The organism is Vibrio sp. Isolate32, assembly GCF_022397955.1.
Classification (GTDB): domain Bacteria; phylum Pseudomonadota; class Gammaproteobacteria; order Enterobacterales; family Vibrionaceae; genus Vibrio.
In genome coordinates, this window is sequence record NZ_JAKEUQ010000001.1 from 306402 (window position 1) to 333311 (window position 26910).

The following is a 26910-nucleotide window of genomic DNA, read 5'->3' on the forward strand; positions in this document are numbered from 1 at the left end:
GGCCTTTTGCTGTTTGTTTCGTAGTTTCTGTTGAATACTTTTATTGAGCTTCAGCCAGTGCAATACCGCGCTGAGTTAGGCCGCAAAGCATTGCAGGAACCGCATTGAAGATCTCTTCAAACTGCTCTAGGCCTTCAATGCCTTGTTCGGCAAGCGTTGCGATTGAAGTTTCTGGGTCGTAAAGCATGCTAAGAGAAAGTAGAACGCCGCCAACCAGAGCGTTGTCTTCGCTATCTTCAGGCATTAGTGTTTCCCAATCATCACGAGCAATCTGCCAGCCTTGAAGTAGGCCTTCACAGAAATCACGAGCAGCAGTATTAACCACTTCCTCTTCGTCCAATTGACAAGCTTCAGGCCAAACCCAAGTGCCTTCGATTAATTCTGGACGAGTTTTGTTCCAAAGCGCAATGATCACTTCAATGTAGCTTTCTAGTTGCTCGCCATCAGTGAAAGGAGCGACTTCTTCGCCACCCCAAAGGAACGGTAGCCACTCATGCGGGGTTAACACATTAGGCGCTGCAGCCATTGCAGTGACAAAGCCCATGGTTTTGTGTTCTGTGATTAGCTTTTCTTCCAACTCTGGAAGCGCAAGAATATCTTGTAAAGTCAAAGTGAGGTACCGTAAAGGGAAAATATTTGCGCTTATAGTACCAATGAACTTTTGCCAATCAAGCTTCAATTTAAAAAGGCTTGATGCCGTTGAGGATAAACACTAGGTTTAACAGAAAAGAAACCAATAAAAGAATTATGCAGATACGGTCGTCTTTAAAGAAAAAAAGCATGGTAGCGCTTGGGTTATACCTTGCAATGTTTATCGCTATTGTCGGTAGCGTCACGTATTACGTTGTAGAATCTCCTGTGCGCGCCAAACTGCAACAGAACCTCGACCTACGTACGCAATTACTCTCTTCGTTGATTACAGAGCCTCTCAGCAGCTCTCAAGGTTTTGTTGATAGTCTAGTTGGTTTTGCTCAGGCGCTTCGTAAAGGTGAAGGTGTTATCCCGCTGTTCAAGTCGATGTTAGCCGCGAGTGACGACACGATCGTCAGTGCTGGTATTTGGCCTGAGCCTTATGTGCTGGATCCTAAAAAGAGTCTTAATAGTTATTTTTTTAATAAAGCTGACGACGGCAAGATTGACCAGCTCTTATCTTACAACAACCCTAAAAATGTCCCTTATCAAGAAGAGTATTGGTATAACTCTGTTGTTGATAAAGAGCAGGGAACTATCTCATGGAGTGATGTGTATATCGACCCTTATACACACGTTCGAATGATCACAGCCTCATCTCCATATTATTACGATGGTACTTTCGCCGGTGTTGCGACAGTAGATCTATCCCTCGAAGAGTTACTTGGCTTTATCAAGAACCACGCCGAAGAGTACAATCTTGGTATTATACTCAGAGATAAACTTAATCACGTGTTGGTGTCCCATAACTTCAATCTTGTTGAAGGGATCTACATCAGTAGCAATCAATTTGGTGACTTCGGTTGGCAAGTGGATGTCGTCAACTCAAAGTCACGGGTAGCAGACGAGGTGTTTCGTCAGGTGATGAGTATTGAGGGCGGTATTGTTCCGCTATTGCTACTCTGTGTGATGGCAGGCTATTACTTGCTTAACCGGTATTTGATTAGCCCTATTACGAACATTGCAGCTCAGGTTAACAGCTCTAAAGCCGGTGAGGTGATTGATGTTGAGTATTCAAGCCATGACGAGATTGGTCACCTAATCAAAACATTCAACGAAAAGACGGTGTATCTCGAAGCTGAAAAAGTGAAAGCGCAAGCATCAACTAATGCAAAAACCGCTTTCCTTGCGACCCTGTCACATGAAATTCGCACTCCTATGAATGGGGTATTGGGTACCGCTCAGATCCTATTAAAAACACCTCTAAATTCTGAACAAGAGAAGCATCTCAAGAGTTTGTATGAGTCAGGCGATCATATGATGACCCTACTCAACGAGATCTTGGACTTTTCGAAGATCGAGCAGGGTAGGTTGGATCTTGATGAAACGCGTTTCCCGCTTGATTCGATCATCGGCAGTATTAACAGTGTTTACTACACATTGTCTTCCGAGAAAGGGCTTCAATTCAAAGTGTATTCTGAGGTTCCTTCTGGTCGTTGGTACTTCTCAGATAAAGCACGACTAAGACAAATCTTGTTTAATCTATTGAACAACGCTGTCAAATTCACCTCCAGAGGTTTTGTCGAGGTGTACCTAAAAGAAGTCGTCGAGAGGAGTAATACCTACCTTAGTATTCGAGTTCGTGACACCGGAATTGGTATATCTAAAGAAGCTCAAAAGCGTATTTTCAAACCGTTTGAACAAGCGGAGTCTTCGACCACAAGGCGTTTTGGCGGTACTGGTCTTGGCTTAGCGATTGTGAAGAAAATTGCCCAGTTGATGGATGGCAGTGTTACCGTCACCAGTGAAGAAGGGATAGGCACGAGCTTTGATGTACGCCTGAAGATTCAGCCATGCCAGCCAGGCGAAATCGAGAGTTTACCACATAAGAAGTTGGATTACTCAGGCTTAAAAGTACTGATCGTTGAGGATAACCGAACGAATACGATGATCATTGAAACCTTCATGAACAGTAAAGGCTTTACTTGTAAGAGCGTCGAAAACGGTGAACTTGCAATACAAGCCGTGGTTGCTGAGCGCTTTGATTTGATACTTATGGATAACCATATGCCAGTGATGGATGGTGTTGAATCAACCACTGCTATTCGTGCTCTGATAGGCGATGTGTCATCGGTATTGGTATTTGGGTGTACGGCTGATGTCTTTAAAGAGACCCGAGAGCGTATGCTTGGTGCGGGTGTGGACTATATTATCGCCAAGCCTATTGATGAGCGTGAACTGGATGATGCGTTGTTCCGCTATTCAAATAAGCTTTACCAATACCATGAAGTAAAAGCGGATGATCTTGAAAGGCAAGATCTAAAACAACACGATTCGAAAAGTAAAAGCGAGTCACTGCCTAAACCTGATCTGAGAAACAAAGATAACACTGAAGAACTATTAGTGACGCTGTATGTCGCGCTAGAAGACAACAACTTAGAACTGATTCAATTTGCACTAGAGAGCCTACGTGTCCACGTTGAACCTATGAACAACGCGGAACTTACTGAACAAGTCGATAAAGCGTTAGAGCAGGTTGCTTTAGGATCACCACCAACACAAGATGTCATTAATATCATTACTGTAAATCTACCGATGGCTTAAATGTTGTTTAATTACGGTAAGTAAATGACGAATTGTCCAATATTTGACCTTGGTTGGATTTTTTGGTGAAAGTGACTGCTTTTAAAGTGGTTTTTGGTGGTTAATTTACAACTTGATTTTTAATTTGGAGTGTATGACTACTAATATTGTGATTTAATAGCGATATTATCTGGTGAGGTGCAAATGTGCCTTGTTTATATGTTACTAAATCACTAATTAAGCAGTGATATATTTTAGGTTTGTCGTCAATGAAGTCTCGTGGTCCATTTTGTATTCGAAACGCAGCTGCGGATACATTTGCTATGGTCGTTTTCTGTTTTATTTCTGGCATGATCGTAGAAGTGTTTATTTCTGGTATGACGTTTGAGCAATCTCTTGCTTCTCGAACGTTATCTATTCCGGTAAACATTGCGATCGCTTGGCCTTATGGCGTTTTTCGTGATTGGTTCTTGCGCAACGGTGCAAAGCTTTCAAAAAGCTCATTGATGAAAAATTTGTCTGATTTGATGGCATACGTGTTATTCCAATCTCCTGTGTATGCCGGGATTTTGTTGGCAGTGGGTGCTTCAGGTGACCAGATCCTTACGGCTGTAACCAGTAATGCCGTTATCTCGTGCGGTATGGGCGTACTTTACGGCTACTTCTTAGATATGTGCCGAAAATGGTTTCGAGTCCCGGGCTACTATCAACAAGCTTAAGAAAAGCAACAAGCGTAAGTGCAACGAAAGAATGAAATTTGGTTTGTTTTTGAACTAATGAGTTAATTTGTAATCGAACAAACCGAAAAAGGCACTTTTTTTGAGAATGCCCCTTGACCAAAGTAAGCAGAATCAATAAAGTAGCGCCTCGTTGAGTGACATGCTCAACACACAATTTGTGGAAGGATGGCTGAGTGGCTTAAGGCGCTCGCCTGGAAAGCGAGTATACGTTTATAGCGTATCTGGGGTTCAAATCCCCATCCTTCCACCACTATTCAAAACCCTAGCAGAAATGCTGGGGTTTTCTCGTTTCAGAGCTCCTATATTCACGTAATTTGCCTCCTTCCATGACGTCGCCTTTTCAAGTCCTTTTTGTGATGGCCTTTGCTCTGTTTATGTTGAAACACATTGATCCAGATTAGCGATTGATATCACCGATAAACGCTTGATTTCTTGGTCTGGATCTACAAGATTAAGAGTAAGCAACATTTTGAATAATCTTAACTCTTAGGAATCTATAGCATCATGACAGAAACCCTCGTTTCTCCAATGCTCTCCTTTACTATTGCGATCTCATTACTGTTTATTGGTAAAGGTTTAATCGAGCGCTCTGAAGTATTAAGGAAGTACTCTCTACCAGAGCCAGTTATTGGTGGCTTTGTTTGTGCCGCTACCGTGGCTGCGCTTTATTATCTGTTTGAAATCCAGATCACTTTTAGCCTTGATGTCAGAGACTTTTTGCTACTTTACTTTTTTGCTGGTATTGGGCTTCAAGCGGATATTAAGACTTTAGTTAAGGGCGGGCGGCCATTGTTTATCTTGCTCTGTCTCGCTTCGACTTTTATTGTTCTTCAAAACGTTGTTGGCATGGCTGTCGCGTCGGGTTTTGGTATGGATGCGAAAGCGGGGTTGTTGTCTGGTTCCATCAGCCTGATTGGCGGTGTAGGTACGACCCTAGCTTGGGCGCCAATGTTTGTTGAAGAGTTTGGTATTGCTAACGCGCTAGAGCTTGGTGTGGCTTCCAACACGGTTGGTTTGATCGCAGCCTGTGTGATTGGTGGTCCAATTGCTAACTACCTACTCAATAAACACAAAGTAAGTCCTTCTAATGAAGAAGAGGTCACCGTTGGTGCATTCCAAGAGAGTGAAACAAAAACAGAGCTAAGCCACTACGGCGTTCTATGGGCATGGTTGATTCTAAACCTGACGCTGATGCTGGGTTATAGCTTGAGTGAAGTTATCGAATCAATGGGTTTGAAACTGCCGTTATTCGTTAGCTGTTTGATCGCGGGTATCTTAATCGGAAATGTTGGTAGGGCTCTGTTCAAGAAGCGTCGTACACAAGAGAAAATTGCTCAAGGCCGCAAAGGTTTGGCGATGATCTCTGATATCTGCTTAGGCATGTTCTTGACCATGGCGTTGATGGGGTTGCGTATCTGGGATCTCGATGGACTGTTTGGTTATATCTCTGTGGTCATGAGTATCCAGATCCTGCTTTCGCTTCTGTTTACGATATTCGTCGTTTACTACCTGATGGGACGAAACTATGACTCTGTGGTGATATGTTCAGGCTTCGGTGGTATCACTCTAGGCTCGACAGCAACTGCGATTGTTAACATGACCGCGGTAACTCATCGCTATGGCGCGAGCCCACAAGCATTCATCGTGGTGCCATTAGTGTGTGGTTTCTTTGTTGATTTGATCAACGCGTTGGTGATCAGTTTCTTTGTTGGTCTGTAAGTTAAGTGATGGGTTGTTAACTGCTCGAGACTAGCATCTGAATCATGACGATAAAGGCGATGACGAAAGTTGTCGCCTTTGTTTTATCGACAGCAAGCTAAAACACGTATATTAGCCTTTGATGTAGTACCTTGAAGTGACTCGGTGCACAAGTTAGTAAGAGCAATTACGATCTTGATAAATTGGGATATATGTTCGCAGCAAATTTGTGAGACGCTTGTTCTTAGTGTCACTGGAATCACAAGGAAGTTGCATGCACCATTTTAATCTTCGTGCGCTTGAGTATCTGAATGCGTTATCAAAATATGGGTCGCTGCGTAAAGCATCTAAGATGATGAACGTTGACCCTGCGGCAATGAGTAGAATGCTGACGCAGCTTGAAGCACAAGCAGAAATGAAGGTGTGGGAACGCAATAATCACCAATCACTGCTGACTGAAGTGGGTAACGAGTTATTGAACTATTACCGCTCCATCGTTCGCAGTGAAACGGCGATGCTGGCACGTCTAACCAAGCTGAAAAATCTCAAGGGCGGTAACGTTAGCATCGCGATTGGGGAAGGGTTTATCACAAACTTGGTCTCTAAACCCATGCAGACTTTCATGGCTCGTTACCCTGATATCAATTTATCGATTGAGATAGCGGGTGCATTGGATGCGGTGAAAATGTTGGAAGATCAACAAATCGATTTCGCGATTACCTATGCGTCTGCACCTCACCCTAAACTGCATTCACACGTCGAGCGTAGCCACCCTCTAGAGCTTATCGCTCCAAAAGATCACGTACTGACGACCCAAGAAGCACCAGTGACATTGCAAGACATTAGAGAGGCTTCTATTGCTTTGATCGACAACTCGACAGGTATGGGGAGGCTCGTAAAGCAGGCCGAACAAAACTCTCATCTCACTTTGCAACCTAAGCTTCAAACTAACTCTGTTACCGCACTCACTAACTTTGTTTCGGCAGGCCTAGGCGTGACCTTTATGCCTAAGCTCACTGTGCTTGATGAGATCAAATCGGGACAAATTGAAGTGGTTGCAACTGAGTTAGACACCTTCTCTAAAGCGACGGTCAAAGTTCAATCTCTCAAAGGCCGTGCGCTTTCATTGCAAGCCGAAACCTTTTTAGACTTTCTTATCGAGAATGCGACATTCTTAAGTCATGATGCTCATAATATCTAAATAGAGCAAGGTTGATGTAACGCAGAATATAATTTTAGCTCAACTTACTACTGCCAATGAGCTTCTTTGTTGGCTGTCGTTACCCTGTTGGGCCACTCTATGCCTTGTGTTCTGAAGCCCTTCAACATCACACTTCCAAAATTCATTCTCCGGATTTACGACTTAATTGACTTTTTATCAACGCATGTTGAATTGTTAAGTCAACGCTTGATGAATACGTTACAAACTATTAACGAAAGATGTTTTAAACAGGCAGTAATGCTCGGCAGGTGTGGTCGAGTGTAGGGGAATATAGAATGGAAGTAATTGTAATTGGCAGCGGTGTTATTGGCTTGACCAGTGCTTGGTATCTGGCGAAAGAGGGCCACTCAGTAACGGTTATCGACCGCCAAGGTAGCAGTGGTAAAGAGACCAGTTTTGCGAACGCCGGGCAAATATCTTATGGTTATTCTTCACCTTGGGCAGCACCGGGTATTCCGTTGAAAGCGATGAAATGGCTCACCCAAGAACATGCTCCCTTGAAAGTTAAGCCGTCACTTTCCCCTGAATTAGCTTCTTGGGCGACTAAGATGCTCGCTAACTGCAATGCAGCTAAATATGCTGTAAATAAGTCGCGTATGTTGAGAGTGGCAAACTACAGTCGAGACTGCCTAACTCATCTTCGAACCAGTGAAAATTTGGCATACGAGGGCCGGCAACAAGGTACCTTGCAGGTATTCAGAAGCGAGAAACAACTGGATGCGATTCGACAGGATATGAAGCTACTAGCAGAAAGCGGCATCGAGCACTCGCTGTTTGGTGTTGATCAGTGCCTGTCGGTTGAACCGGGGTTAGCTGACGTCAAAGACAAGCTGGTGGGCGGCTTATACTTACCTCATGATGAAACGGGAGATTGTCACCAATTCTGTTTAGCTCTGACTGAGAAAGCTAAGGCGCTTGGTGTTCAGTTTGTGTTTGATACGGAAGTACTCAAGCTGAACCGTAAAAATCATGATATTCAGAGCATTACCACAACTCAAGGTGAATTTAGAGCGGACGCTTACGTGGTGGCTTCGGGAAGTTATTCTCGAGATCTGCTTAAACAAGTCGACTTGTCGATTCCTGTTTATCCAGTGAAGGGCTATTCTTTGACATTGCCAATTGTGAGTGCGGATAAGTCACCAACATCAACCGTTATGGATGAAACTTATAAGGTGGCGATGACGCGTTTTGATGATCGAATTCGTATTGCTGGGACGGCTGAGCTTGCTGGCTTCAATTATCTGATTCCTGAAAAGCGCAAAGCGACGATTGATATGGTGATTAAAGACCTGTTCCCGCAGGCTGGGGACTTCTCTAAAGCAGAGTACTGGACTGGTTTAAGACCTATGACGCCAGATGGCACGCCTATCATCGGAAACACGCCAATTAAGAACCTGTTTACCAACACTGGTCATGGGACGTTGGGCTGGACGATGGCGTGTGGTTCAGGAAAGCTACTAGCGAGTGTGGTCAGTGGTTCGGATTGCGATATAAAAGCAGACGACTTGAGTATCCATCGTTACATGTAGCTCATCCAAATACTTGATCATACGAGTCAGCCCATGTTTATTAAGCATGGGCAGATTTGGCTTGAGTATTATGTCTTATCGGGTGGTGGTTTCTAACACATGCGTGAATCGCTGCCATGATTTTTGGTCAGCTTCATGATGATAGTTATTAGACCCGAATACTGTGAAGGCGTGTGGTGCACCACTATAAGTGATCATTTCATGTGGGGCTTTGGTCGATTCGAGTTGAGTAGCAAGGCTTCCAAAATCTTCCATTGTAATCATCGAATCTGCTGTGCCATGGAACACGACAACAGGAGCTTTGGTTTGTGAGTAGTCTTGCCTTTTCGGTGTCGATAGACCACCGTGGAAGGTGACATAAGCTTTAGATGGAATTCCTGCTCTCGTGGCTTCTAATACGGCAGCACCACCAAAACAATACCCCATCATCACATTGTTATCTAAGCTACCGCCAAGTCTTTGCGCTTCCATAGCGCCTGCATTGAGTAGTGCGCGCATTTTTTCACGGTCATTATACAACTCGCCCGTATGTTGCTTTTTATCTTTCACTTCTGTTGGGCGAATGTCTTTTCCAAACAGATCGATAGCAAACACGTTGTAACCGAGTTCGTTGAGCATTTCAGAACGCTTTTTCTCGTAGTCGGTCAACCCATCCCAATCGAGTATTAAAAGTACTAGAGGGGCTTGATCGCTGGCTTCACTCCAATAACCTTCGTATTCCATGCCATCCACCTGGTAGATGACGTTTTCTCCAGAGTGTGCTGCAAAAGGAAGCAAAACCGAAAACAGACCTAGTGCAGTAAGTGCTCGCATAGATTAATCCTTCAGGTGATGAGTGACAATTCAATGGAAAGTATAGATAACGTTATGATTCTCGCCAGGTTGTCAGTTTGGCTTTGATCGGCAAAGCAAGAAGGGTACTTGTCTTAAATGGAAAGAAACTTAAACGGAAGAAACAATCACAGTAAGCCGTCACCGTGATTGTTCGAATAACAGGTTTAGGAGGTTTGAACCACTACCAAGTAGGGGCTGTGCTGTTATCGCTGCTAGAAAGACTTGTTCTGATATCAGGATACTTTCGTTGGTAGCGTGGTAACATCGACTCGTTTCCTAAGATGCCACCTTGATGAATATAGATAATGGTTTTGGTTGGGTTATCTGCCTGCCATTGCTCTAAACATTGCCACATTAATGGGTCATAAAGCAGATCGAACTCAATGTCAGTTTGCTCCTGAAGATCTAGCCATGTCTGATAGTCCTGTTGATACAGTTTACCAAAGTGATGCTTTTTCGGGAGAGGCAATATCTGCGGATGTTCGCTTTCGCCAAGCTCATTGAATTGCTGAGTGAGGTAGTCACTTCCACCAACACAAGCGCAAGTGAGCACCGGAATATTGTGTAACTTTAGGTGCTTATGAAGATAAAGTGCAGTACTGCCAGTGCCTGCGGGTAGGGCCACAACAAAATCGTATTGGTTTTCAAAGCGAGTCCAGCTCAGTATTTCCATCGCCAGTTGTTTTACGCCATATTCGGAAAGTTGAGAGCGGCCACCCTCAGGTAATACGATGCACTGTGAGTCTGGTTTTCTCACTTGATCGATGTACTGTTGTGGATGAAGTTCTGAACCTGTTGCTTTAACTGAAATGACTTTAGCGCCCAGGTCAATAGCACCACGGTAATTGCCGATTGGTCGCTCTTGTAACCATTGAGGTAGGTGGTCGACGTAAAACTCCAGCGTCCAACCTTTAATCTTTGCCAATGCCGCGAGTGAGAACAGAGAGTTCGCTTGAGCTGAGCCGTAGCTGATCAGGGTAGTAATGTTCGGATGATCGTCTTCTAGCAACTTCATAAACTTGCGAGCTTTATTGCCACAAAAATGGGAGTGTAGTTGGTCATCACGCTTTAAGAAAAAAGTGTGGCCGTTGTATTGATGCTGAGTTACAGGGCTATTATTTAGTTTCATCGCACTTAGTAAAAATGCCGACTAAAAAGCCAGCATTTTAAAATCAAATTGGACTTACGAGTATCTAGCAGGTTATTGGCTCTGTAAACCAACTACATCAAGTTTTCACTCGATATTGAATCCAATAGATACTAGTGAATATCGATCGCTCTAAAAGGTGATTTGAGCTGTGCATCCACCGCAAGTTCGGTTGAACAGTTTGAAGTCCCAGTGATAGCGTTGACACAGGTCGTCAACAATCAGCAGTCCTAAGCCGTGGCCGTTAGGGTTGTATTGATCTTGCAGGCCTTCGCCTTGGTCTTCGATTGTAATGCCGTTTGGAGACAAAGTAATTGTCACAGTACCACTATTGGTCGCAGCAATAGCATTCCTTAGTAGGTTACCAATCAGCATGTTCATGATAGCGCTGGTGGCTTGAATAGTCGGCTCAGACTCAACGATTAATGATATATCGACCTCTTTGTCAGAGGCCTGTGAAGTGCTTTTTGACACAATAGCTTCTAGTTCTTGTTGGCTAAATAAGCGCAGTGGTGCGTCGTCACTGTTTCTTTCATATCGTACGAGGCCAAGCAAGGCATCGACCATCTCCGACATCTGCACGATGGCGTCATCAATACGCTCAACCTGACGAGATTGAAACTCTGTCGTTTCACTGCGGATCAGCAGTTTATTAGCGCCACGAGCAACCGTTAATGGTGTTCTCAATTCATGACTTGCGTAGCGCGCAAAGGCTTGCTCACGTTTGATAAGGGAGTTGATTTCTCGACGATATTGATTGAGTTGATCGGTCAGTTGACGGAATTCAATCGCAGCATCGTCACTTACTCCAAATTCTTCGTTGAGGTTGAGTTTGTTCGACTCAAGTTGTGCAGAGAGAGAGTTAAATGGTTCAATAAGCCGTTTGGATAATCGATAAAGTATTGAACCAAAACAAAAAATTAGGATAGAGAGCAACGTGAGTATAAACATTGTCGCGTACACTGATTCTGTTTGGTCCAGTTCGATAAGGTCTATTTCAGACAGTAGAATAATAGGATAGGTTTTTCCTTGGTGTGTGTACTCACCAACATAGACCATGCGCGAGTTTGGTTCTTGACCCACTTCGCCAAGGAAGTTTTCTCTGCCTTTTATAAATTTAGAGTATTCTTCCGGTATGAGGGTTGGGTCATTATAGGCCGTAGTCAGTTCATCTATTCTTAATTCACCATTCTCCCCAGCTTGAAACTGACTGATGGCGTAGTTGCGGTCAATCAGGATTCGCCTTTCGCCGACGCTGTCTTCAGACAAAAACAGTGCTGATATAAAGACCACATAGACAAATGCCGTCACAATCACCGCCATTAAGCCAAAGAAAAGCGCTAAGCGGCCTGTTAGGGTTTTTGTACTAGTGAGAACATTGAGAATCAATTGTAAGACTCCAGGCGGAATCCAACCTTAGGAACCGTAATTAGCATCTGGGTATCAAAGGGCTTATCGAGTTGATTACGCAGTTGGTAGATGTGACTACGTAGCACATCGTTGTTCGGTTCGTCTTCTTCCCATAGCTTGTACGAGATGTCTTCACGCGTTACCACTTCAGGTGCATTCTGGCACAGCATCTCAAGAATGGTATAGGTGGTTGGGTTGAGTGCAAGTAGCTTGTCTTGACGGTAAGCTTTGCGGGTTTTCTGGTCGATGGTGAGCTCGTCAAATTGAAGTTTAGAGGACGCCACTTTTCCTCGGTAACGGCGAACCACTGCATTCATTCTTGCTTCTAGAATATCTAAGTCAAAGGGCTTGGTGAGATAGTCATCCGCACCGTGGTCAAAGCCTTTCAACATATCTTCACGGCTATCGAGTGCAGTCAGCATCAGGATAGGCGTTGCGTTACCTTGCTCTCGCAGCTTGTTGCAAACGGTAAGGCCATCCATTCGTGGCAACATCAGATCTAAAATAATGATATCAAATGAGTTTTCCATTGCGAGTTGCAGTCCAAGCTCCCCGTTGTCTGCATAATCAAGTTCCATCCCAATACACTCAAAATAATCAAACAAGACACCTGCAATTTCACGGTTATCTTCGACTAATAGAACTCGTTTCATTTTGATTCTCATACAGCAATAGACAGTAACATTATCCTGGGTGAGCGTGAAAAATATGTCAATAACATAACTTTCACTTATGAGCGCGTAAATTGAACTCAGATTAATAAATAGAAGAACGTATTATGTCTGAACTTCATATTAGCCGACCTAACGAATCCCTCTCGCAGATCCACCCAGCGGTTTTGCTGTCTATCATTGTGCCTTTTTATAACGAACAAGAGGTGTTGGAAGAGTTTCATTCACGTTTAACCAAGGTGTTAGATAACCTGCCGATTACCAGTGAGATTGTTTATGTCGATGATGGCAGTAAAGATAACAGCTTAGACGTGGTGAGCTCATTTACCTCTATCAATAGTTCTATTTCTGTTATCGGACTGAGCCGTAACTTCGGTAAAGAGTCGGCGATGAGTGCTGGCTTAGAGCATTGTCGCGGGCAAGCGGTGATCTTATTAGATGCAGACTTGCAAGATCCTCCTGAGTTAATTCCTCAAATGATTGCCAAATGGCGTGAAGGCTATGACGTGGTGAACATGCAACGTCGCCAACGTGACGGAGAAACTTGGTTTAAGAAGTTCTCAGCGGCCAGCTTTTATAAAGTGATGAATGCGGCTGCCAAGATTGACGTTCCAGAGAATGTGGGGGATTTTCGACTGCTGAGCCGTGAAGTTGTCGACCATATTAACCAACTTCCAGAACGTAACCGCTACATGAAAGGCATTTTTTCTTGGCCGGGCTTCCGCCAAGCGACCATTCAATTTAATCGTGATGCGCGTTTCTGTGGGGAGACGAAGTGGAATTACCTTAAGCTGATCGGGTTGGCGATGGATGGCATCACGTCATTCTCTATCCGACCATTGCGTATTGCTACGGCAGTCGGTGGCTTGGTCGCATTGAGCGCGTTTATCTACGGGATGGTTATTGTCTTTAAAACTATGATGTTTGGTGAGCCAATCACAGGATACCCATCCATGATGGTGGTTCAACTTGCCCTCGGTGGCATTCAACTTCTGAGTATCGGTTTAATGGGGGAATACATAGGTCGTATTTTCATTGAAACCAAGAATCGTCCTTTGTATCTGATCCAATCTGTGGTCGATACGCCTGCGTTAAAAACACATTTTAAATTAGAGGAATCGGCATGAGCCTGAATAGAACACATCTATGGTATTTACTGGCTTTTGCACTGGTTCTGAGGCTCTTATCTTTGGCGACGTATCCGTTGATGGATACCACTGAGGCTCGCTATGGGGAAATGGCGCGTCTAATGGTGGAAACCGGCAATTGGTTAACCCCTCAGTTCGATTACGGCATCCCTTTTTGGGGTAAGCCTCCGATGTTTACCTGGATGAGCGCGATTGGTATTGAGCTTTTTGGGTTAAGCGAGTTCGCTGTCCGTGCTCCACATTGGTTGGCTGGTTTTGTGACGATTTTATTGGTCGCGTATATGGCGAAGCGTACTGGACAAAGTGCGCTGGTTGCGGCAGTGGTATTGGCGACCTGTGGCATTTTCTCGATTGCTGCCGGTGCTGTAATGACGGATATGGCGCTAACCTTATCTATGACGATTGCGATGCTAGGATTTTATTTGTGTTGGCAGGGAGAAGGCAGTGACAAGACCAATAGAAATTGGGGATATATCGGTTTCATTGGCTTGGCATTAGGCTTACTTGCAAAAGGCCCTGTGGCCCTTGTCATTATGGGTATCGCAGTTTTTCCTTGGTTAGTATTACAGCATGGCTTCTTTGGTGCTTTCAAAGTGTTATGGCAACGCTTTCCACTGTTGTCTGGATTAGGTGTGATGCTAGCGATCGCTTTGCCTTGGTACATCATGGCAGAAATGGCGACACCGGGTTTTATTGATTACTTTATTGTTGGCGAGCATTTTAAGCGTTTTGTCGTGAGCGGCTGGGAAGGGGATCTTTATGGCTCTGCACACGACCAGACGCGAGGTATGATTTGGGTATTCTGGATTCAAGCCGCCGCGCCTTGGTCGATTGTTTTACCTGTTTTAGCATTCGCTCGTCGCAGCAAAATCGCTCAAATTAACGCTGAGAATCGCGGACTGTTTTCATTTCTTGTATGTTGGTTAATTTCACCTCTGATTCTATTTACCATGGCAGGTAACATTCTTCCTGCGTATGTTCTCCCGGGGATCCCGGCGCTTGGTTTGCTAGTGGCGATGTTAGTGGTGGAAAAAGACAAGAAGTGGTTCTCGAGCGTGGCCTTGGTTCTACCAGTGTTGCTGATGATTGCGATGGTTTACCTAAACCTAGGTAAGGCGAACGAGAAGAGTGACCGTATCATCTTTGAACAGATCACAGATTCATCGCCAAGTTTTTATGTCGGTAAACGACCATTCTCGGGGCAGTTTTATAGCCATGGGCAGGCAAAGAAATTGCTCGTTATTGAACAGCTAGATGGTATCGACAAGTTCTACTTGATAGGGAAAAAATCGGAAGTAGAAATCAAGATCAAAGAGAACGCGCTGACCTGTATTTTGGAGCCGACCGTCAAAATAAAGCGAGCTTTGTTCACCTGTCATAGCCAGAACATCAAACCCAATCAATCGTTGAGTCACATTCAAATTGGAAGCTATGGTCAGCCTTAACGCAAGCTTACGCGTTTGCAAAGATAAGCTTCGGGTGTACAGCCAGAATTTACAATCCCACCATAAGATAATTCGGTTCGCTGCGGTTGGTGTTGGTGGGTTTGTTGTTGATTGCACAGTGTTCTCGTTGCTGCACTACCTTGCCGGGTTGCCATTGATGAGTGCAAGGATAGGTGCCTTCATTGCTGCCGCTACGACAACTTGGTTGGGCAATCGTGTGCTGACGTTTGAGTTCAAAGGGCAGGACGGTTGGTCAGATAAGTTGATTCAATGGCAAAAGTTCATGCTGTCAGCATCGATATCGGCAATACCTAATTTGCTGTGTTTTAAGCTGACGACAGAAATGCTGCCGGCATTTGACGGGGCTGTTTTTGTCGCCATGGCAATGGGTATCTTAGTAGGAATGGTGACGAACTATTTGTTCAGTCAGTATTGGGTTTTCGCCCGTTAGGCTTTCTCAAAAGTCATGTCGCTTTAGATTTCCCAACTAAAGATACAAAAAGCGCAGCTAAACAGCTGCGTTTTTTGTTTTTATGTTCGCTAATGGTATCTGTTCACATACTAGCGTTGTGCAGCTCGTTGACGGTTCTTTCCGTTACCAGCCGGCTTTCCACCTTGGCCGTTATCGCCTTTATTGCGGTTTGGTTTGCCGTTTCCGCTGCCTATGCCTTGTGATTGACCACCAGGACCTTTCTTGATGAAGCCAGTTGCTGGTTTACGAGAGTTCCCATTACCGCCACCGTTACCTTGGCCACCATTGCTGTCCCCTGGTTTTGGCTTATTGCCACCAGGTTTAGAGTGGTTACGTGGCTTCTCACCGCCTAAACCCGGTTGAGATTTGCTGTGTTTAGTAGCAAAACGTTGTGAACCGTGACGACCAGACTTGCGACGCTGCGCAGGTGTTTGGGCATCAAAGTCATCTTCAGGAACCAAGCAACCTGGTTTATCACCAATTAGGTGTTTTTTACCCATGTCGATCAGCGCTTCACGAATCAGTTTCCAGTTCTCTGGATCGTGGTAGCGAAGCAGTGCTTTATGCAGACGACGTTGACGGTCACCTTTTGGCACAGGGATATCTTCACGTTTTTTGTATTTAACGCGTTTCAGAGGGTTTGTCTCTGAGTAGTACATCGACGTTGCGTTACACATTGGCGATGGGTAGAAGTTCTGTACTTGGTCACACTCGTAGTTGTGCTTTTTCAGCCACAATGCCAGGTTAAGCATGTCTTCATCTTCTGTGCCCGGGTGAGCCGAGATGAAGTAAGGAATTAGGTACTGTTTCTTACCGGCTTCAGCGCTGTACTTCTCGAACATCTCTTTGAAACGATCGTAAGTGCCCATACCCGGCTTCATCATCAGATCCAGAGGCCCTTTCTCAGTATGCTCTGGAGCAATTTTCAAATAGCCACCTACGTGGTGCGTTACAAGCTCACGCACGTATTCTGGTGATTCAATCGCTAAGTCGTAACGAACACCAGAAGCGATCATGATCTTCTTAACGCCTGGTACTTTTCTCGCTGAACGGTACAGGTCGATGGTGTGTTTGTGGTCTGTGTTTAGCTTCTCACAGATTTTCGGGAACACACACGATGGGCGGCGACAGTTCACCTCTGCTTTCGGGTCTGAACAACCTAAACGGTACATGTTCGCCGTTGGGCCGCCCAAGTCAGAAATGGTACCAGTAAAGCCAGGCACCTTATCTTTGATGTCTTCGATCTCATCCAAGATAGATTCTTTCGAACGGTTCTGGATGATACGACCTTCATGTTCTGTGATTGAACAGAAAGAACAACCACCAAAACAGCCACGCATGATGTTTACCGAGGTTTTGATCATCTCGTAGGCTGGAATCTTTGCTTTGCCGTACATCGGGTGAGGTACACGCTTATAAGCAAGGCCAAACACGTAATCCATCTCTTCTGTTGCTAGAGGGATTGGTGCTTGGTTAACCCAAAGCTCGCGGTCACCGTGACGTTGAATCAGCGCACGGCCTGAGTACGGGTTTGTCTCTAGGTGTAAGATACGGCTTGCGTGAGCGTAAAGAATACGGTCGTTGTTAAGCTTTTCGAACGCAGGTATACGAACCGCTGTTGTTTTCGCATCGTGACGAGAAGGGCGAATCGTAATTGGCTGCGCCTTTGGCTCTTCATCTTTTTTGGTATCGCATTGCGTTTCCACTTCGTACGGGTTTACTGGTACGTAAGCTTTATTTGGCTTTTCGATACGAGAAGAGTCGATGATCTTGTAACCTTCAGGTGCAGCTGGCAGGTTGATTGCCGTACCACGAATATTGGTGAGGCTAGAGATTTCTTCACCATCAGCAAGGCGGTGTGCTACTTCTACTAGTGCACGTTCTGCGTTACCAAATAGCAGAATGTCCGCTTTTGCATCAAACAGTACAGAGCGACGAACTTTATCCGACCAGTAGTCGTAGTGAGCTACACGACGCAAGCTCGCTTCGATACCACCCAACACGATAGGTGTGCCTTTATAGGCTTCACGACAACGCTGAGAGTAAACCAGGGTTGCACGATCAGGACGTTTACCACCTTCGTTATTTGGCGTGTATGCATCATCGTGACGTAATTTGCGATCAGAGGTATAGCGGTTGATCATGGAGTCCATGTTACCCGCAGTGATGCCGAAGAATAGGTTTGGTTTACCTAGCTTCATGAAGGCATCTTTATTGTCCCACTTCGGTTGAGCGATGATGCCCACGCGGAAGCCTTGAGCTTCAAGAAGACGGCCGATGATAGCCATACCAAAGCTCGGGTGATCAACATAAGCGTCACCAGTTACAATAATAATGTCACAGCTATCCCATCCAAGAGCATCCATCTCCTTTCTACTGGTAGGTAAAAAGGGTGCAGTTCCGTAGCACTCGGCCCAGTATTTTTTGTGTTCGTGAATAGGAGTGATATCGCTGTACATATTTCGACCTCTGATTTTTGAGGCGGGAATTATAGCGGCATGCGCCCTGACTAGCCAGTAGAACATGCCCCTGTTAGTTCTGGTGTCTTTCGTGATTTTGCTGATAAAAACAACAAAAGAGCCAAACAACAGCATAGTTCAAGGCTTGAATAACGTCGCTAATTTTTGATTTTGATTAGTGTTCACAGTAGTTTTTGATATTATTCGCGAAAATAAGTCTAGATAAGTAGATCCACAATGGTCGAAACATTATTACTGCAATTTGCTCCAATGTTATTAGGAGCTCAACTGATCTTAACCTTGATTCTGGTAAAGGGTGATATTTGCCCGGGGCAACGTGGTCGTATCCACAAAATGTTACCTGCGATTGGCGTACTTTGGTTAGCCGTGGCTTCAGTGAAAATTGAGGCGTTTCTTGTCGTGTTCGCAATCTTTTATTTCTATTCTCAAGTTCAGACTAAGAAAACACGTGATTCGGGCCCGATTTGGGTGATGTATCTGGCGTGTGGTTTAGCGTTGTCTTACGTTGCTATCCAAGCATTTGAGCAACCAACCGTTGTAGGTATTATCACGACATTATTGTTGGTGGTTTTATTGGGTGCGGCGTTTGCTCATCTATTGCTGACTATCGCAAGAACGCGCTTACAAGCGTTTCACCGTGTTTTGCCAGTTGTAGGTGTATTAACAGGGATGCTGGTAGTACTTGCGACGGTTGTGAACGTTTACTCACTTTCTGAAGCCCAGTTAGAGCCAGTTATCTCAGCATTGCTGTTTAGCTTTGCGCTGCTTATCTCTTCAATCGTGGTGTGGTGTTGGCACCTACTGTTTGTTAAAACGTCAGAGAAGGTCCAACTTACGGTGTCATTGCTGATGTTGTTAGCCGCTGTTGTTGGCCTAACATCAATTTGGGCGCTGTAATTACCCGTTTGAGTTAAGAAGTGTGATCTGTTTTTTAACGAGAGGCGAGTTAGTGTTCTAAACTTAATCTAGTCAGAGTGTTCGTAAGGAGTACGAGATGGATTTAAGCAACGTCAAAAGCCTAGATAGCATTATTTTGCTTGGAATAGTGAATGAAAAACTGCGCTTGGAATGCGACAGTTTTGAAGAACTCATTAGCATGTATGAAATGGATATAGAAAGTGTCGTAGGCAAGCTAGACATGCTTGGCTATCAATACGATCCACTGACGAACCAATTTAAGTCATGCGCAAGATAATCTATGTTTCGCGAATGAACAGGTATCGCTAAACCAATGCTGCGGAATCTAAAAAGTCACAGGTAATCTGTGACTTTTTTGTTTTTGTACTTTCGTATAGCTCTAATAGCTTATATAGCTAAACAACTTCAATTCCATCCAGGTGGCTCTTACTCTGCTGCCTTGCCGTGCTGAAGAATGCTTGCAGGTAACGCTTGTCTTTCTCTGAATTTCTCACCGCAGCAAACAGTCTTCTTGAAAGTCCTTTACCCAGCGGCTTACTAGCAATCAACCCTTGTCTTGAAAACTCACTGATTGCCCAGTTTGGTAAGGCTGCAACGCCTAACCCGGCTGATACCATTTGCACTAACATCAAGGTGTTGTCTGCTTGCTTCCATTTCTTCGGTTCTATACCTGCAGGTTGCAAGAAGTGTTTCACCACATCTAAACGTTGCTTTTGAACCGGATACGAAAGCATCGTGAGATCGCTAAGATCTTGCGGTTCAATGCTTGGTTTATCGGCCAAAGGAGAGTTAATCGCCGTGATCAAACGCATCTCGAAATCGAAAAGTGGCTCATAGTGGATCTCAGAGCGAGGTTGAATGTCTGAGGTGATCACTAAATCCAACTCGCCGGCCATTAGCGCGGGTAGCGGTTCAAAGCCAAAACCGGACGAGAAATCGAGAGTCACGCTTGGCCAAGCGACTTGATACTCTTTCAATGCAGGCATTAACCATTGGAAGCATGAGTGACACTCAATCGCCATATGCAGACGCCCATTCACGTCCTCTTTGAGGCTCGCCAACTCATTCTCTGCTTTAGCGATTCTTGGTTGAATCTCATCAGCGAGCTTAAGCAAGATCTCCCCCTCTGAGGTGAACTTTACTGGCCGAGTTTTGCGCAGGAACAACTGCCCACCAATACGTGCCTCTAGATCCTTCAATTGATGAGAAAGCGCCGACTGAGTCAGGTGTAGAGAGGTCGCTGTTGCTGTGAGCGAACCGCTATCTCTCAAGGTCGTCAATGTTCGCAGATGTTTAAGCTCTATCATGAGTATTCCTCATATTCCCTAAGCCAATTCAATATTTCTTAATAATCACCCTACGGGTTTTTTTATCATTTGTAAACGTCTAGATGTCCAGATGGATTTGGGTATCTTCACCTCTGACTCGCTGATGATGAATATTTTTAATAAACAAGATGAATATTTGGACGTTGTTCGTCGAGCTGATTCGGTAGATATTTTAGCCATCCAGACGCCTTTTTAAAAAGCGCAATCTTCAATAGGCAGTCTGAAAAGATACTAATAATTATTAAATAAGGAATCGGTTCATGACGACAACAACGCATATTCTTGGCTACCCACGTATCGGTGAAAAACGCGAACTCAAATTCACACTAGAAAAGTACTGGCGTGGTGAAATCGACCAATCAGAACTTAAACAGCTAGGTAGCGAGTTGAGAAATCGTAACTGGAATGTACAAGCTGATGCGAATCTTAGCTTTGCAACTGCGGGCGACTTCGCATGGTACGACCATGTACTGACAACGACTTTGCTATTGGGGCATGTACCAAAGCGTCATGCTGGTGGTAGCGAAGAGGAGAAAGCTTTCCCTGATTTAGATACCTTGTTCCGAGTGGGACGTGGGCAATCACAAGTTGAAGCTGCTTGTTGTGGTGGGACACACGCCTCTGAAGGCACGAAAAACGGTGCAGCAGCGTCAGACATGACTAAGTGGTTCAATACCAACTATCACTACATCGTTCCTGAGTTCAGTAAAGATGACTCATTTGAGGTGAGCTGGCCTCAATTGTTTGATGAAGTGAATGAAGCCGTTCAAGCAGGGCACAAGGTGAAACCAGTCCTTCTTGGCCCGTTGTCTTACTTGTACTTAGGGAAAGAGGTGGAAGAGGGTTTTGACCGCTTAACCCTATTGCCTCGACTGTTGACAGCCTACCAGGCAGTTTTGGCTAAGCTTACCAAGTTGGGCGTTGAGTGGGTTCAAATCGATGAGCCAATTCTTGCACTCGAGCTTGAAAAACAATGGGCCGATTCATTTAAACTGGCTTATCAAGTCATTCAAAGTGATGTGAAACTGCTATTAACCACGTACTTCGATTCGGTGACAGACACCTTAGACAAAATCGTCAAACTACCGGTTAACGGATTGCACATCGACTTAGCTGCAGCGCCACAGCAGCTTGATGAAGTCGTTAGTCAATTACCAGGGGAGTGGGTACTGTCTGCTGGTGTCATCAACGGACGTAATGTTTGGCGAGCAGACCTAGCTACTCAGCTAGCGAAGCTGCAACCTGTGAAAGAGAAGTTAGGTGACAAGCTTTGGGTCGCAAGCTCATGTTCGCTGCTACACAGCCCGGTTGATTTAGAGCTAGAAGATTCGCTTAGCGAAGAAGTGAACAGTTGGTTTGCTTTCGCTAAACAAAAAGTCACAGAGGTTAGCTTGTTGGGGGCAGCGCTAGACGGCGATCAAAATGCAATTTTAGCGTGCGAGACTTATAGCCAGCCGATTGTGGCTCGCAAGAGTGCAGCCCATGTTAATAAGCCACAGGTACAGGCTCGCCTCAACACGATTACCAAAGCACTAGCCGACCGTAGTGCTCCTTACCCAGAGCGAGCTGCACATCAGTCGAAAGTTTTAGGTTTACCATTACTGCCAACGACTACGATTGGTTCTTTCCCACAGACTGGTGAGATACGTGTTCAGCGTAGCGCTTATCGCAGCGGGGAATTGAGTGAAGCGGAATACACGACTGCACTAAAAGGTCATATCGCCGATGCCGTTAAACGTCAAGAAGCACTCGATTTAGATGTGTTGGTGCATGGTGAAGCCGAACGTAACGACATGGTCGAGTACTTTGCAGAGAACTTAGCAGGCTTTCAGACTACCAAATTTGGCTGGGTACAAAGCTACGGCTCTCGCTGCGTGAAACCTGCGATTGTGGTAGCGGACATTGAGCGTGAAAAGCCAATGACGGTCGGGTGGTTGACCTATGCGCAATCACTGACATCTAAGCAGATGAAAGGCATGTTGACTGGCCCTGTGACAATTCTGTGTTGGACGTTCCCGCGTGAAGATATCTCGCGTAAAGAAATCACGAATCAGTTAGCGTTTGCATTACGCGATGAGGTATCTGATTTGCAAGATGCAGGAATCAACATTATTCAAATCGATGAACCGGCTATTCGTGAAGGTCTGCCACTTAAAAAACGTGACCATGCAGAATATCTAGAGTGGGCGGTCAATGCCTTTAAGATCTGTGCGGCAAGTGCTAAGCCAGAGACTCAGATTCACACTCATATGTGTTACAGCGAGTTCAACGAAATCATTGATTCAGTGGCCGCATTAGATGCTGATGTGATTACTATTGAGACATCTCGCTCGAACATGGAGCTGCTTAAAGCGTTTGAAGAGTTCAACTACCCGAATGCGATTGGCCCTGGTGTTTATGATATCCATTCACCAAACATCCCATCGCAAGAGTGGATTATTAGCCTGCTTAAGAAAGCGGCGGAAAAAATACCAGCAGAACGTTTATGGGCAAACCCAGATTGTGGTCTTAAAACTCGTAACTGGGCTGAGACGGAAGCTGCATTGACTAACTTAGTCTCCGCGACTAAGGCTCTGCGTAAAGAGTGGGAATCTGTTGAGGCATAACTCAGTCTAGGATTTTGATTGTTCAATAAAACAAAGGCCTCGCAAATGCGAGGCCTTCTAGTTTTATACTTGTTCGAATCTCGAATCTCGAATCTCGAATCTCGAATCTCGAATCTCGAATCTCGAATCTCGAATCTCGAATCTCGAATCTAGCTGTCGGTCTGACACGTATCTTTGCTGATAAGCTTCTCGACCATCAATTGTCCGCGTGTGTTACGAATCTTGATATTGTAAGCTAAGCCCATATCTAGGTTTGCTCTTACCTCTGAGTTGGTGCAGTAGCTATTCACACTCATATCGACAACTTGGTTTAAAGGTTTAGCACCTTTAGCATCTTGGTTGTAAATCATCATGATTTCGATCACGGTGTTTTTCGCCAGCACTCGCATAATAGACAGTGGACCATACTCAATTGGCAGGCCTGCAGATAACACGCCAGCACGGTGCTGCGCCATCATCTCGAGTTGTCTTTGTTGGTCTTGCTCACTTGAAGCACAACCTGCAAGCAGAACAGCGGTCAGTGAGCTAATAATCCATTTTTTCACGTTAAAATACTTTCTTGAATGGTTTTACGATGACATTTTGGTAGACGCCTGCGTCAATGTACGGGTCTGCGCCTGCCCATGCCTGTGCGTCTTCTAAAGAGTTAAACTCAGCGATGACCGTCGAACCTGTGAAACCAGCTTCGCCAGGGTTATCTGAATCAATAGCTGGCATTGGGCCCGCTGTTAATAGTCGGCCTTCATCGTGAAGTGTTTGTAGGCGTTCGAGGTGTTGTGGGCGAACACTGAGGCGTTTTTCTAATGAATTTTCGACATCTTGAGAGAAAATCACGTACCACATATTGGTATATCCTTATTTTACTTCACTGAATTGGGGAGATTATAAAATGGCTATCTTGCTAATTTACGCGAACTAATTGGTATTGGAAGAGCTAATGATAAGAAATTGTGAATTGGTGCGAGAGACTTGTATGGTCTTTAGTGATTTCATTGCTTGAGACTAAAGACCATTCTTACAGCAAGCTGGCTATTTCTTAATGGTTCGAGGCTTGCCACTTTCATCAACGGCTACGTAGTTGAATGTCGCACCACATACTTTGTAACGGTCGCCAATGCCGTGATCCAGAACCGGCTTCACCCATACTTCCAAGTCGATATTCATCGAGCTACGACCAATCTTGGTACAGTCGCCATAAACACACACCACATCGCCAACTGATACCGGTTGTTTGAATTCAATACTTGATACTGAAACAGTCACTATCTTGCCGTTAGAGATCTCTTTCGCCAAGATGCCGCCAGCTAGGTCGAGCTGAGACATTATCCAACCACCGAAGATCTGACCCGCTGCATTGGTGTCAGAAGGCATCGCTAATGTGCGAAGAAGTAAAGAACCAATAGGGTTCAAAGTTGATTGAATCGTCATTGTAGTACTCTTGGTGGTATTGATTATCTTAAATAAAAACAGATGTGTTGAATGGTTAAGCACATTGGCAAATGAGTGCAATGAACAGCAAGAAACCAGATGGCCACTAATTTAGTGAGATTGTCATTAAATAATAGGCTTTATTTTGACCAGTTTCCGCAACACAAAAAAACCAGTGGCCAATGATCACGAGTATCATTGGCCACTGTTAAATAGCATATTGATAAGAATTGTATCAAAAAGGGAATGAGGACTCATCCCTCAGGGTTACTTCTCGTCAGTATTTTTATCAGTAAGCTCTTGCTGCTCTTTTTGTAGCTGTTGATCTTTTGATAAATGCCTATAGATGTAGATGCCCGTAAGAAGCGTAAATAGTAATGTTGCTATTAGCAGGCCAAACACCTTGAAGTTAACCCACACATCCAATGGTAGGTTAAAAGCAACATATACGTTGATGATTGCGCATAGGGTGAAGAAGAATGTCCATGCCCAGTTGATCTTGCCCCATACCGGATCCGGAAGTGTTATCTCTTTGCCCAACATGCCTTTAATCACAGGTTTCCCCATTAGGTGGCTTGCGGTTAGACCAATAGCAAATAAGGCATAAACGATAGTGACTTTCCATTTAATGAAGTTGTCGTCGTGCAAGAAGATGGTCATTCCGCCAAATACCGCCACCATCAGAAACGTTATCACCTGCATTTTTTCTACTTTTTTGTAGATGAAGTACGTCAAAACGATTTGTAGTGCAGAAGCGACAATCAATGCCCCGGTAGCCGTATAGATGTCGTACATCTTGTAGAGCGCGAAGAAAATGATGAGAGGGATGAAATCAAGAATTTGTTTCATGTGGACTGAATATCCGGTTAGTTGAGTTAACGCCAGTCTAACCAAAATTGCCTCGATACTAAATAGCTCGAGACAATTGGATACTAAACTGACGATGTTTGGCCGAAATTCAACGGGTTGATGTTGTTTGATAACGAGGAATTAGATTTTTAATGTCTTCGAGATAGCCTTCACTTTTTAGGTTATCTAAGGTGTTTTCTAACTCTTGTTCACTCATCGCGAAACAGGTTGATTTTCCTGTCGTAAGGTCAAGGTACTCATGATATTCGCGCTCAGTAAAGTGACCAACTCTATCCATTAACAAGGTTTTAATTCCATGGTGAATTAAGCCGTAATACGTATGTCTTCGTAAGGTCATAGCCTATCCTCCGAGACAAGCTGCAGTGAAACTGATGCAACCTGCTATATATTGGTTAGATTATCTTTAACAAGCAATTCAAATGCCATTTTTCCAATTGAACAGAACAATCCCCCAATCAAATAGAATTGAATTTTTTCAGATAGTTAAATGAACGTACGTTCTATTTTCTAAACATCAATCCGCAGCGAACGTAAAATAGTTTCATTTTGAGAATGGTAAAATTCTCATTTTGATGATTCTAGGTTTGTCATGGGAAGTATCCATTCTCTTAAAAGATACTGCCCTTATTAACCTATTTAAAAACAAAAATCCGAGGGCTCTGAGGCTCTCGGATTTTTTAGTTTAAGCTGGTGGTGTTAATTCAGCTACCACTAACTTAGCGTTTATTTATTACGCTTGCTGTTTTTGTACCTCAGCTTCTTTCGTTTCGTCTTCGATTAGAGAATCGACGATTACGGCAAATGCTGCATCACCAGTGATGTTTAGTGCGGTACTAATGATATCGAAGATACGGTCTAAAACGAATAGAAGCTGTAGACCTTCGATAGGGATACCAGCCGCTAGAAGAACTGCAACCACTAGATAAGAAGGACCGGGAACACCTGCTTGACCAACCGCACCTAGCGTAGATGTTACGATAATAGTAACGTAAGCACTCATAGAAAGGTCGATGTTGAACAGCCGTGCAAAGAAGATAGTCACTAGGCCGTAGTAGATTGCATTACCAGGCATGTTGATTGTCGCTCCAAGTGGCAGAACGAATGATGCAGTAGAGTTACGAACGCCAAGCTCTTTCTCTACCGTTTCCATTGTGACTGGTAGTGTAGCCATTGACGAGGGCAACCGCTTGGGGCTTCTTCATTGCCACTAGGAACTTCTTCGCAGAAGTCTTAGTCAAGATTTGAATCATCATTGAGCGACAAAGCCGAAGATCATGATCGCAGCGATGACTTGAGCCTCTTCACTTTTTACAGCGACAAACCTCATGGTCGGTCGATCCGCAGCCTCAGCGATCGCTGAGGCATCGATGAAATCGTTTTTATTGCCTTTGACATAAGGCTTAACATACTGAGGAGGCATAAGTCGGGGTTGATGACCAAGCTCACCACACTTTCGAGTAAGCCAATGAGCACTGCCACAGGCTTCGAAAGCAATAGTTGTTGGTTCTATTTTACTAAGAAAGATTAAGAGTTGGTTGCGATTAAATTTACGACGAAGCACCTCCACCCCACAACGGTTATGTGCGATAGCATGGAAGCAATGTTTACCTAAGTCGATACCTAAAATATGAATAGAAGACATATGGTTCACCTCATTCTGAGAGCCTGCTCTAAGCTTAAGGGCTTGAGAGTGAGGCAGACCATATAATTAGGCCCGTATTATGACGGAGCTTTTATTCAGTTACGATCTG

The 26910-nt window shown here is 44.5% G+C and carries 23 protein-coding genes, 1 tRNA gene and 2 pseudogenes; 12 read left to right on the forward strand and 14 right to left on the reverse strand.

All coding sequences use genetic code 11. The features are described 5' to 3' along the window. Positions 1–40: 40 nt before the first annotated feature. Complete coding sequence (locus L1D11_RS01310) at positions 41–610, reverse strand: UPF0149 family protein (protein WP_239831423.1); 570 nt, start codon at positions 608–610, stop codon at positions 41–43. Between the two features lie 170 nt (positions 611–780). Between L1D11_RS01310 and L1D11_RS01315 the strand changes: the two genes are divergently transcribed. The 6 genes from L1D11_RS01315 (at position 781) to L1D11_RS01340 (ending at position 8402) form a co-directional block, all read left to right on the forward strand. Next, positions 781–3234: a hybrid sensor histidine kinase/response regulator gene (locus L1D11_RS01315; RefSeq protein ID WP_239831424.1), complete on the forward strand. Its 2454-nt coding sequence runs from the start codon at positions 781–783 to the stop codon at positions 3232–3234. 248 nt (positions 3235–3482) lie between these two features. Beyond that, a complete protein-coding gene (locus tag L1D11_RS01320) occupies positions 3483–3932 on the forward strand; it encodes an L-alanine exporter AlaE (protein WP_239831425.1) in 450 nt (149 codons plus the stop codon). Positions 3933–4112: 180 nt separating this feature from the next. After that, a tRNA-Ser gene (locus L1D11_RS01325) sits at positions 4113–4203 on the forward strand. Between the two features lie 254 nt (positions 4204–4457). Beyond that, positions 4458–5672, forward strand: coding sequence for a sodium/glutamate symporter (gene gltS, locus L1D11_RS01330; RefSeq protein ID WP_239831426.1), 1215 nt, complete (start codon positions 4458–4460; stop codon positions 5670–5672). Positions 5673–5925: 253 nt separating this feature from the next. Beyond that, entirely contained in the window at positions 5926–6852 is a 927-nt protein-coding gene (locus L1D11_RS01335; protein ID WP_239831427.1) for a LysR family transcriptional regulator, read from the forward strand. A 296-nt stretch (positions 6853–7148) separates the two neighbouring features. After that, positions 7149–8402 carry a D-amino acid dehydrogenase gene (locus tag L1D11_RS01340; protein ID WP_239831428.1) on the forward strand — a complete coding sequence of 418 codons (1254 nt, stop codon included), beginning with the start codon at positions 7149–7151 and terminating at the stop codon, positions 8400–8402. A 75-nt stretch (positions 8403–8477) separates the two neighbouring features. Here L1D11_RS01340 and L1D11_RS01345 read toward each other — a convergent pair whose 3' ends face one another. From L1D11_RS01345 to L1D11_RS01360, 4 genes are all read right to left on the reverse strand, one after another. After that, on the reverse strand, positions 8478–9215 hold the full coding sequence (locus L1D11_RS01345; protein WP_239831429.1) for a dienelactone hydrolase family protein: 738 nt from the start codon (positions 9213–9215) through the stop codon (positions 8478–8480). 202 nt (positions 9216–9417) lie between these two features. After that, the gene (locus L1D11_RS01350) at positions 9418–10365 is read right to left on the reverse strand and encodes a 1-aminocyclopropane-1-carboxylate deaminase/D-cysteine desulfhydrase (protein ID WP_239831430.1); all 948 of its coding nucleotides are present in this window, start codon (positions 10363–10365) and stop codon (positions 9418–9420) included. Positions 10366–10515: 150 nt separating this feature from the next. Further along, positions 10516–11772 (reverse strand): HAMP domain-containing sensor histidine kinase, encoded by a 1257-nt coding sequence (locus L1D11_RS01355; protein WP_239831431.1) that lies wholly within the window; start codon positions 11770–11772, stop codon positions 10516–10518. Continuing rightward, positions 11769–12446: a response regulator transcription factor gene (locus L1D11_RS01360; RefSeq protein WP_239831432.1), complete on the reverse strand. Its 678-nt coding sequence runs from the start codon at positions 12444–12446 to the stop codon at positions 11769–11771. The genes L1D11_RS01355 and L1D11_RS01360 overlap by 4 nt, the downstream gene beginning before the upstream one ends. Positions 12447–12571: 125 nt before the next feature. Here L1D11_RS01360 and L1D11_RS01365 point away from each other — a divergent pair, with 125 nt between their 5' ends. From L1D11_RS01365 to L1D11_RS01375, 3 genes are read left to right on the forward strand one after another with little or no spacing between them, the layout of a single operon-like run. Further along, positions 12572–13591 (forward strand): glycosyltransferase family 2 protein, encoded by a 1020-nt coding sequence (locus tag L1D11_RS01365; RefSeq protein ID WP_239831433.1) that lies wholly within the window; start codon positions 12572–12574, stop codon positions 13589–13591. Beyond that, complete coding sequence (locus L1D11_RS01370; RefSeq protein ID WP_239831434.1) at positions 13588–15057, forward strand: glycosyltransferase family 39 protein; 1470 nt, start codon at positions 13588–13590, stop codon at positions 15055–15057. The genes L1D11_RS01365 and L1D11_RS01370 overlap by 4 nt, the downstream gene beginning before the upstream one ends. Further along, positions 15044–15508 (forward strand): GtrA family protein, encoded by a 465-nt coding sequence (locus L1D11_RS01375; protein ID WP_239831435.1) that lies wholly within the window; start codon positions 15044–15046, stop codon positions 15506–15508. The genes L1D11_RS01370 and L1D11_RS01375 overlap by 14 nt, the downstream gene beginning before the upstream one ends. A 110-nt stretch (positions 15509–15618) precedes the next feature. Here L1D11_RS01375 and L1D11_RS01380 read toward each other — a convergent pair whose 3' ends face one another. Further along, on the reverse strand, positions 15619–17988 hold the full coding sequence (locus L1D11_RS01380; RefSeq protein WP_239831436.1) for a YgiQ family radical SAM protein: 2370 nt from the start codon (positions 17986–17988) through the stop codon (positions 15619–15621). Positions 17989–18225: 237 nt separating this feature from the next. On the opposite strand from L1D11_RS01380, the gene L1D11_RS01385 reads away from it, so the two are divergent. Continuing rightward, positions 18226–18906 carry a hypothetical protein gene (locus tag L1D11_RS01385; protein WP_239831437.1) on the forward strand — a complete coding sequence of 227 codons (681 nt, stop codon included), beginning with the start codon at positions 18226–18228 and terminating at the stop codon, positions 18904–18906. Between the two features lie 97 nt (positions 18907–19003). After that, the gene (locus tag L1D11_RS01390) at positions 19004–19204 is read left to right on the forward strand and encodes a DUF4250 domain-containing protein (protein ID WP_239831438.1); all 201 of its coding nucleotides are present in this window, start codon (positions 19004–19006) and stop codon (positions 19202–19204) included. Positions 19205–19322: 118 nt separating this feature from the next. Here the strand turns inward: L1D11_RS01390 and L1D11_RS01395 are convergent, their stop codons facing one another. Beyond that, positions 19323–20234, reverse strand: coding sequence for a LysR substrate-binding domain-containing protein (locus L1D11_RS01395; RefSeq protein ID WP_239831439.1), 912 nt, complete (start codon positions 20232–20234; stop codon positions 19323–19325). A gap of 281 nt (positions 20235–20515) precedes the next feature. On the opposite strand from L1D11_RS01395, the gene metE reads away from it, so the two are divergent. Next, positions 20516–22861, forward strand: coding sequence for a 5-methyltetrahydropteroyltriglutamate--homocysteine S-methyltransferase (gene metE / locus L1D11_RS01400; RefSeq protein ID WP_239831440.1), 2346 nt, complete (start codon positions 20516–20518; stop codon positions 22859–22861). A 149-nt stretch (positions 22862–23010) separates the two neighbouring features. On the opposite strand, the gene L1D11_RS01405 is transcribed toward metE, so the two are convergent. The 7 genes and pseudogenes from L1D11_RS01405 to L1D11_RS01435 form a co-directional block, all read right to left on the reverse strand. Continuing rightward, positions 23011–23406, reverse strand: a complete 396-nt coding sequence (locus L1D11_RS01405) for a GspS/AspS pilotin family protein (RefSeq protein ID WP_239831441.1) — start codon at positions 23404–23406, stop codon at positions 23011–23013. 1 nt (position 23407) lies between these two features. Next, positions 23408–23704: a YciI family protein gene (locus L1D11_RS01410; RefSeq protein ID WP_239831442.1), complete on the reverse strand. Its 297-nt coding sequence runs from the start codon at positions 23702–23704 to the stop codon at positions 23408–23410. A gap of 186 nt (positions 23705–23890) precedes the next feature. After that, a complete protein-coding gene (yciA, locus tag L1D11_RS01415; RefSeq protein ID WP_004741235.1) occupies positions 23891–24289 on the reverse strand; it encodes an acyl-CoA thioester hydrolase YciA in 399 nt (132 codons plus the stop codon). Between the two features lie 267 nt (positions 24290–24556). Beyond that, a complete protein-coding gene (locus tag L1D11_RS01420; RefSeq protein WP_239831443.1) occupies positions 24557–25138 on the reverse strand; it encodes a septation protein A in 582 nt (193 codons plus the stop codon). A gap of 109 nt (positions 25139–25247) precedes the next feature. After that, the gene (locus L1D11_RS01425) at positions 25248–25496 is read right to left on the reverse strand and encodes a hypothetical protein (RefSeq protein ID WP_239831444.1); all 249 of its coding nucleotides are present in this window, start codon (positions 25494–25496) and stop codon (positions 25248–25250) included. A 393-nt stretch (positions 25497–25889) separates the two neighbouring features. Beyond that, a pseudogene (locus L1D11_RS01430) lies at positions 25890–26447 on the reverse strand (cation:dicarboxylase symporter family transporter); the annotation flags it as partial. Then, a pseudogene (locus tag L1D11_RS01435) lies at positions 26448–26801 on the reverse strand (transposase); the annotation flags it as partial. Positions 26802–26910 lie beyond the last annotated feature (109 nt).

What these genes read in the sequence shown, in the direction of transcription:
- yciA (WP_004741235.1), bottom strand. Translation starts at nt 24,289, where the DNA reads ATGACGATTCAATCAACTTTGAACCCTATTGGTTCTTTACTTCTTCGC.
- L1D11_RS01410 (WP_239831442.1), bottom strand. Translation starts at nt 23,704, where the DNA reads ATGTGGTACGTGATTTTCTCTCAAGATGTCGAAAATTCATTAGAAAAA.
- L1D11_RS01350 (WP_239831430.1), bottom strand. Translation starts at nt 10,365, where the DNA reads ATGAAACTAAATAATAGCCCTGTAACTCAGCATCAATACAACGGCCAC.
- L1D11_RS01385 (WP_239831437.1), top strand. Translation starts at nt 18,226, where the DNA reads ATGGTCGAAACATTATTACTGCAATTTGCTCCAATGTTATTAGGAGCT.
- L1D11_RS01360 (WP_239831432.1), bottom strand. Translation starts at nt 12,446, where the DNA reads ATGAAACGAGTTCTATTAGTCGAAGATAACCGTGAAATTGCAGGTGTC.
- L1D11_RS01420 (WP_239831443.1), bottom strand. Translation starts at nt 25,138, where the DNA reads ATGAAACAAATTCTTGATTTCATCCCTCTCATCATTTTCTTCGCGCTC.
- L1D11_RS01425 (WP_239831444.1), bottom strand. Translation starts at nt 25,496, where the DNA reads ATGACCTTACGAAGACATACGTATTACGGCTTAATTCACCATGGAATT.
- metE (WP_239831440.1), top strand. Translation starts at nt 20,516, where the DNA reads ATGACGACAACAACGCATATTCTTGGCTACCCACGTATCGGTGAAAAA.
- L1D11_RS01380 (WP_239831436.1), bottom strand. Translation starts at nt 17,988, where the DNA reads ATGTACAGCGATATCACTCCTATTCACGAACACAAAAAATACTGGGCC.
- L1D11_RS01375 (WP_239831435.1), top strand. Translation starts at nt 15,044, where the DNA reads ATGGTCAGCCTTAACGCAAGCTTACGCGTTTGCAAAGATAAGCTTCGG.
- L1D11_RS01315 (WP_239831424.1), top strand. Translation starts at nt 781, where the DNA reads ATGGTAGCGCTTGGGTTATACCTTGCAATGTTTATCGCTATTGTCGGT.
- L1D11_RS01370 (WP_239831434.1), top strand. Translation starts at nt 13,588, where the DNA reads ATGAGCCTGAATAGAACACATCTATGGTATTTACTGGCTTTTGCACTG.
- L1D11_RS01390 (WP_239831438.1), top strand. Translation starts at nt 19,004, where the DNA reads ATGGATTTAAGCAACGTCAAAAGCCTAGATAGCATTATTTTGCTTGGA.
- L1D11_RS01345 (WP_239831429.1), bottom strand. Translation starts at nt 9,215, where the DNA reads ATGCGAGCACTTACTGCACTAGGTCTGTTTTCGGTTTTGCTTCCTTTT.
- L1D11_RS01340 (WP_239831428.1), top strand. Translation starts at nt 7,149, where the DNA reads ATGGAAGTAATTGTAATTGGCAGCGGTGTTATTGGCTTGACCAGTGCT.
- L1D11_RS01320 (WP_239831425.1), top strand. Translation starts at nt 3,483, where the DNA reads ATGAAGTCTCGTGGTCCATTTTGTATTCGAAACGCAGCTGCGGATACA.
- L1D11_RS01365 (WP_239831433.1), top strand. Translation starts at nt 12,572, where the DNA reads ATGTCTGAACTTCATATTAGCCGACCTAACGAATCCCTCTCGCAGATC.
- L1D11_RS01395 (WP_239831439.1), bottom strand. Translation starts at nt 20,234, where the DNA reads ATGATAGAGCTTAAACATCTGCGAACATTGACGACCTTGAGAGATAGC.
- gltS (WP_239831426.1), top strand. Translation starts at nt 4,458, where the DNA reads ATGACAGAAACCCTCGTTTCTCCAATGCTCTCCTTTACTATTGCGATC.
- L1D11_RS01335 (WP_239831427.1), top strand. Translation starts at nt 5,926, where the DNA reads ATGCACCATTTTAATCTTCGTGCGCTTGAGTATCTGAATGCGTTATCA.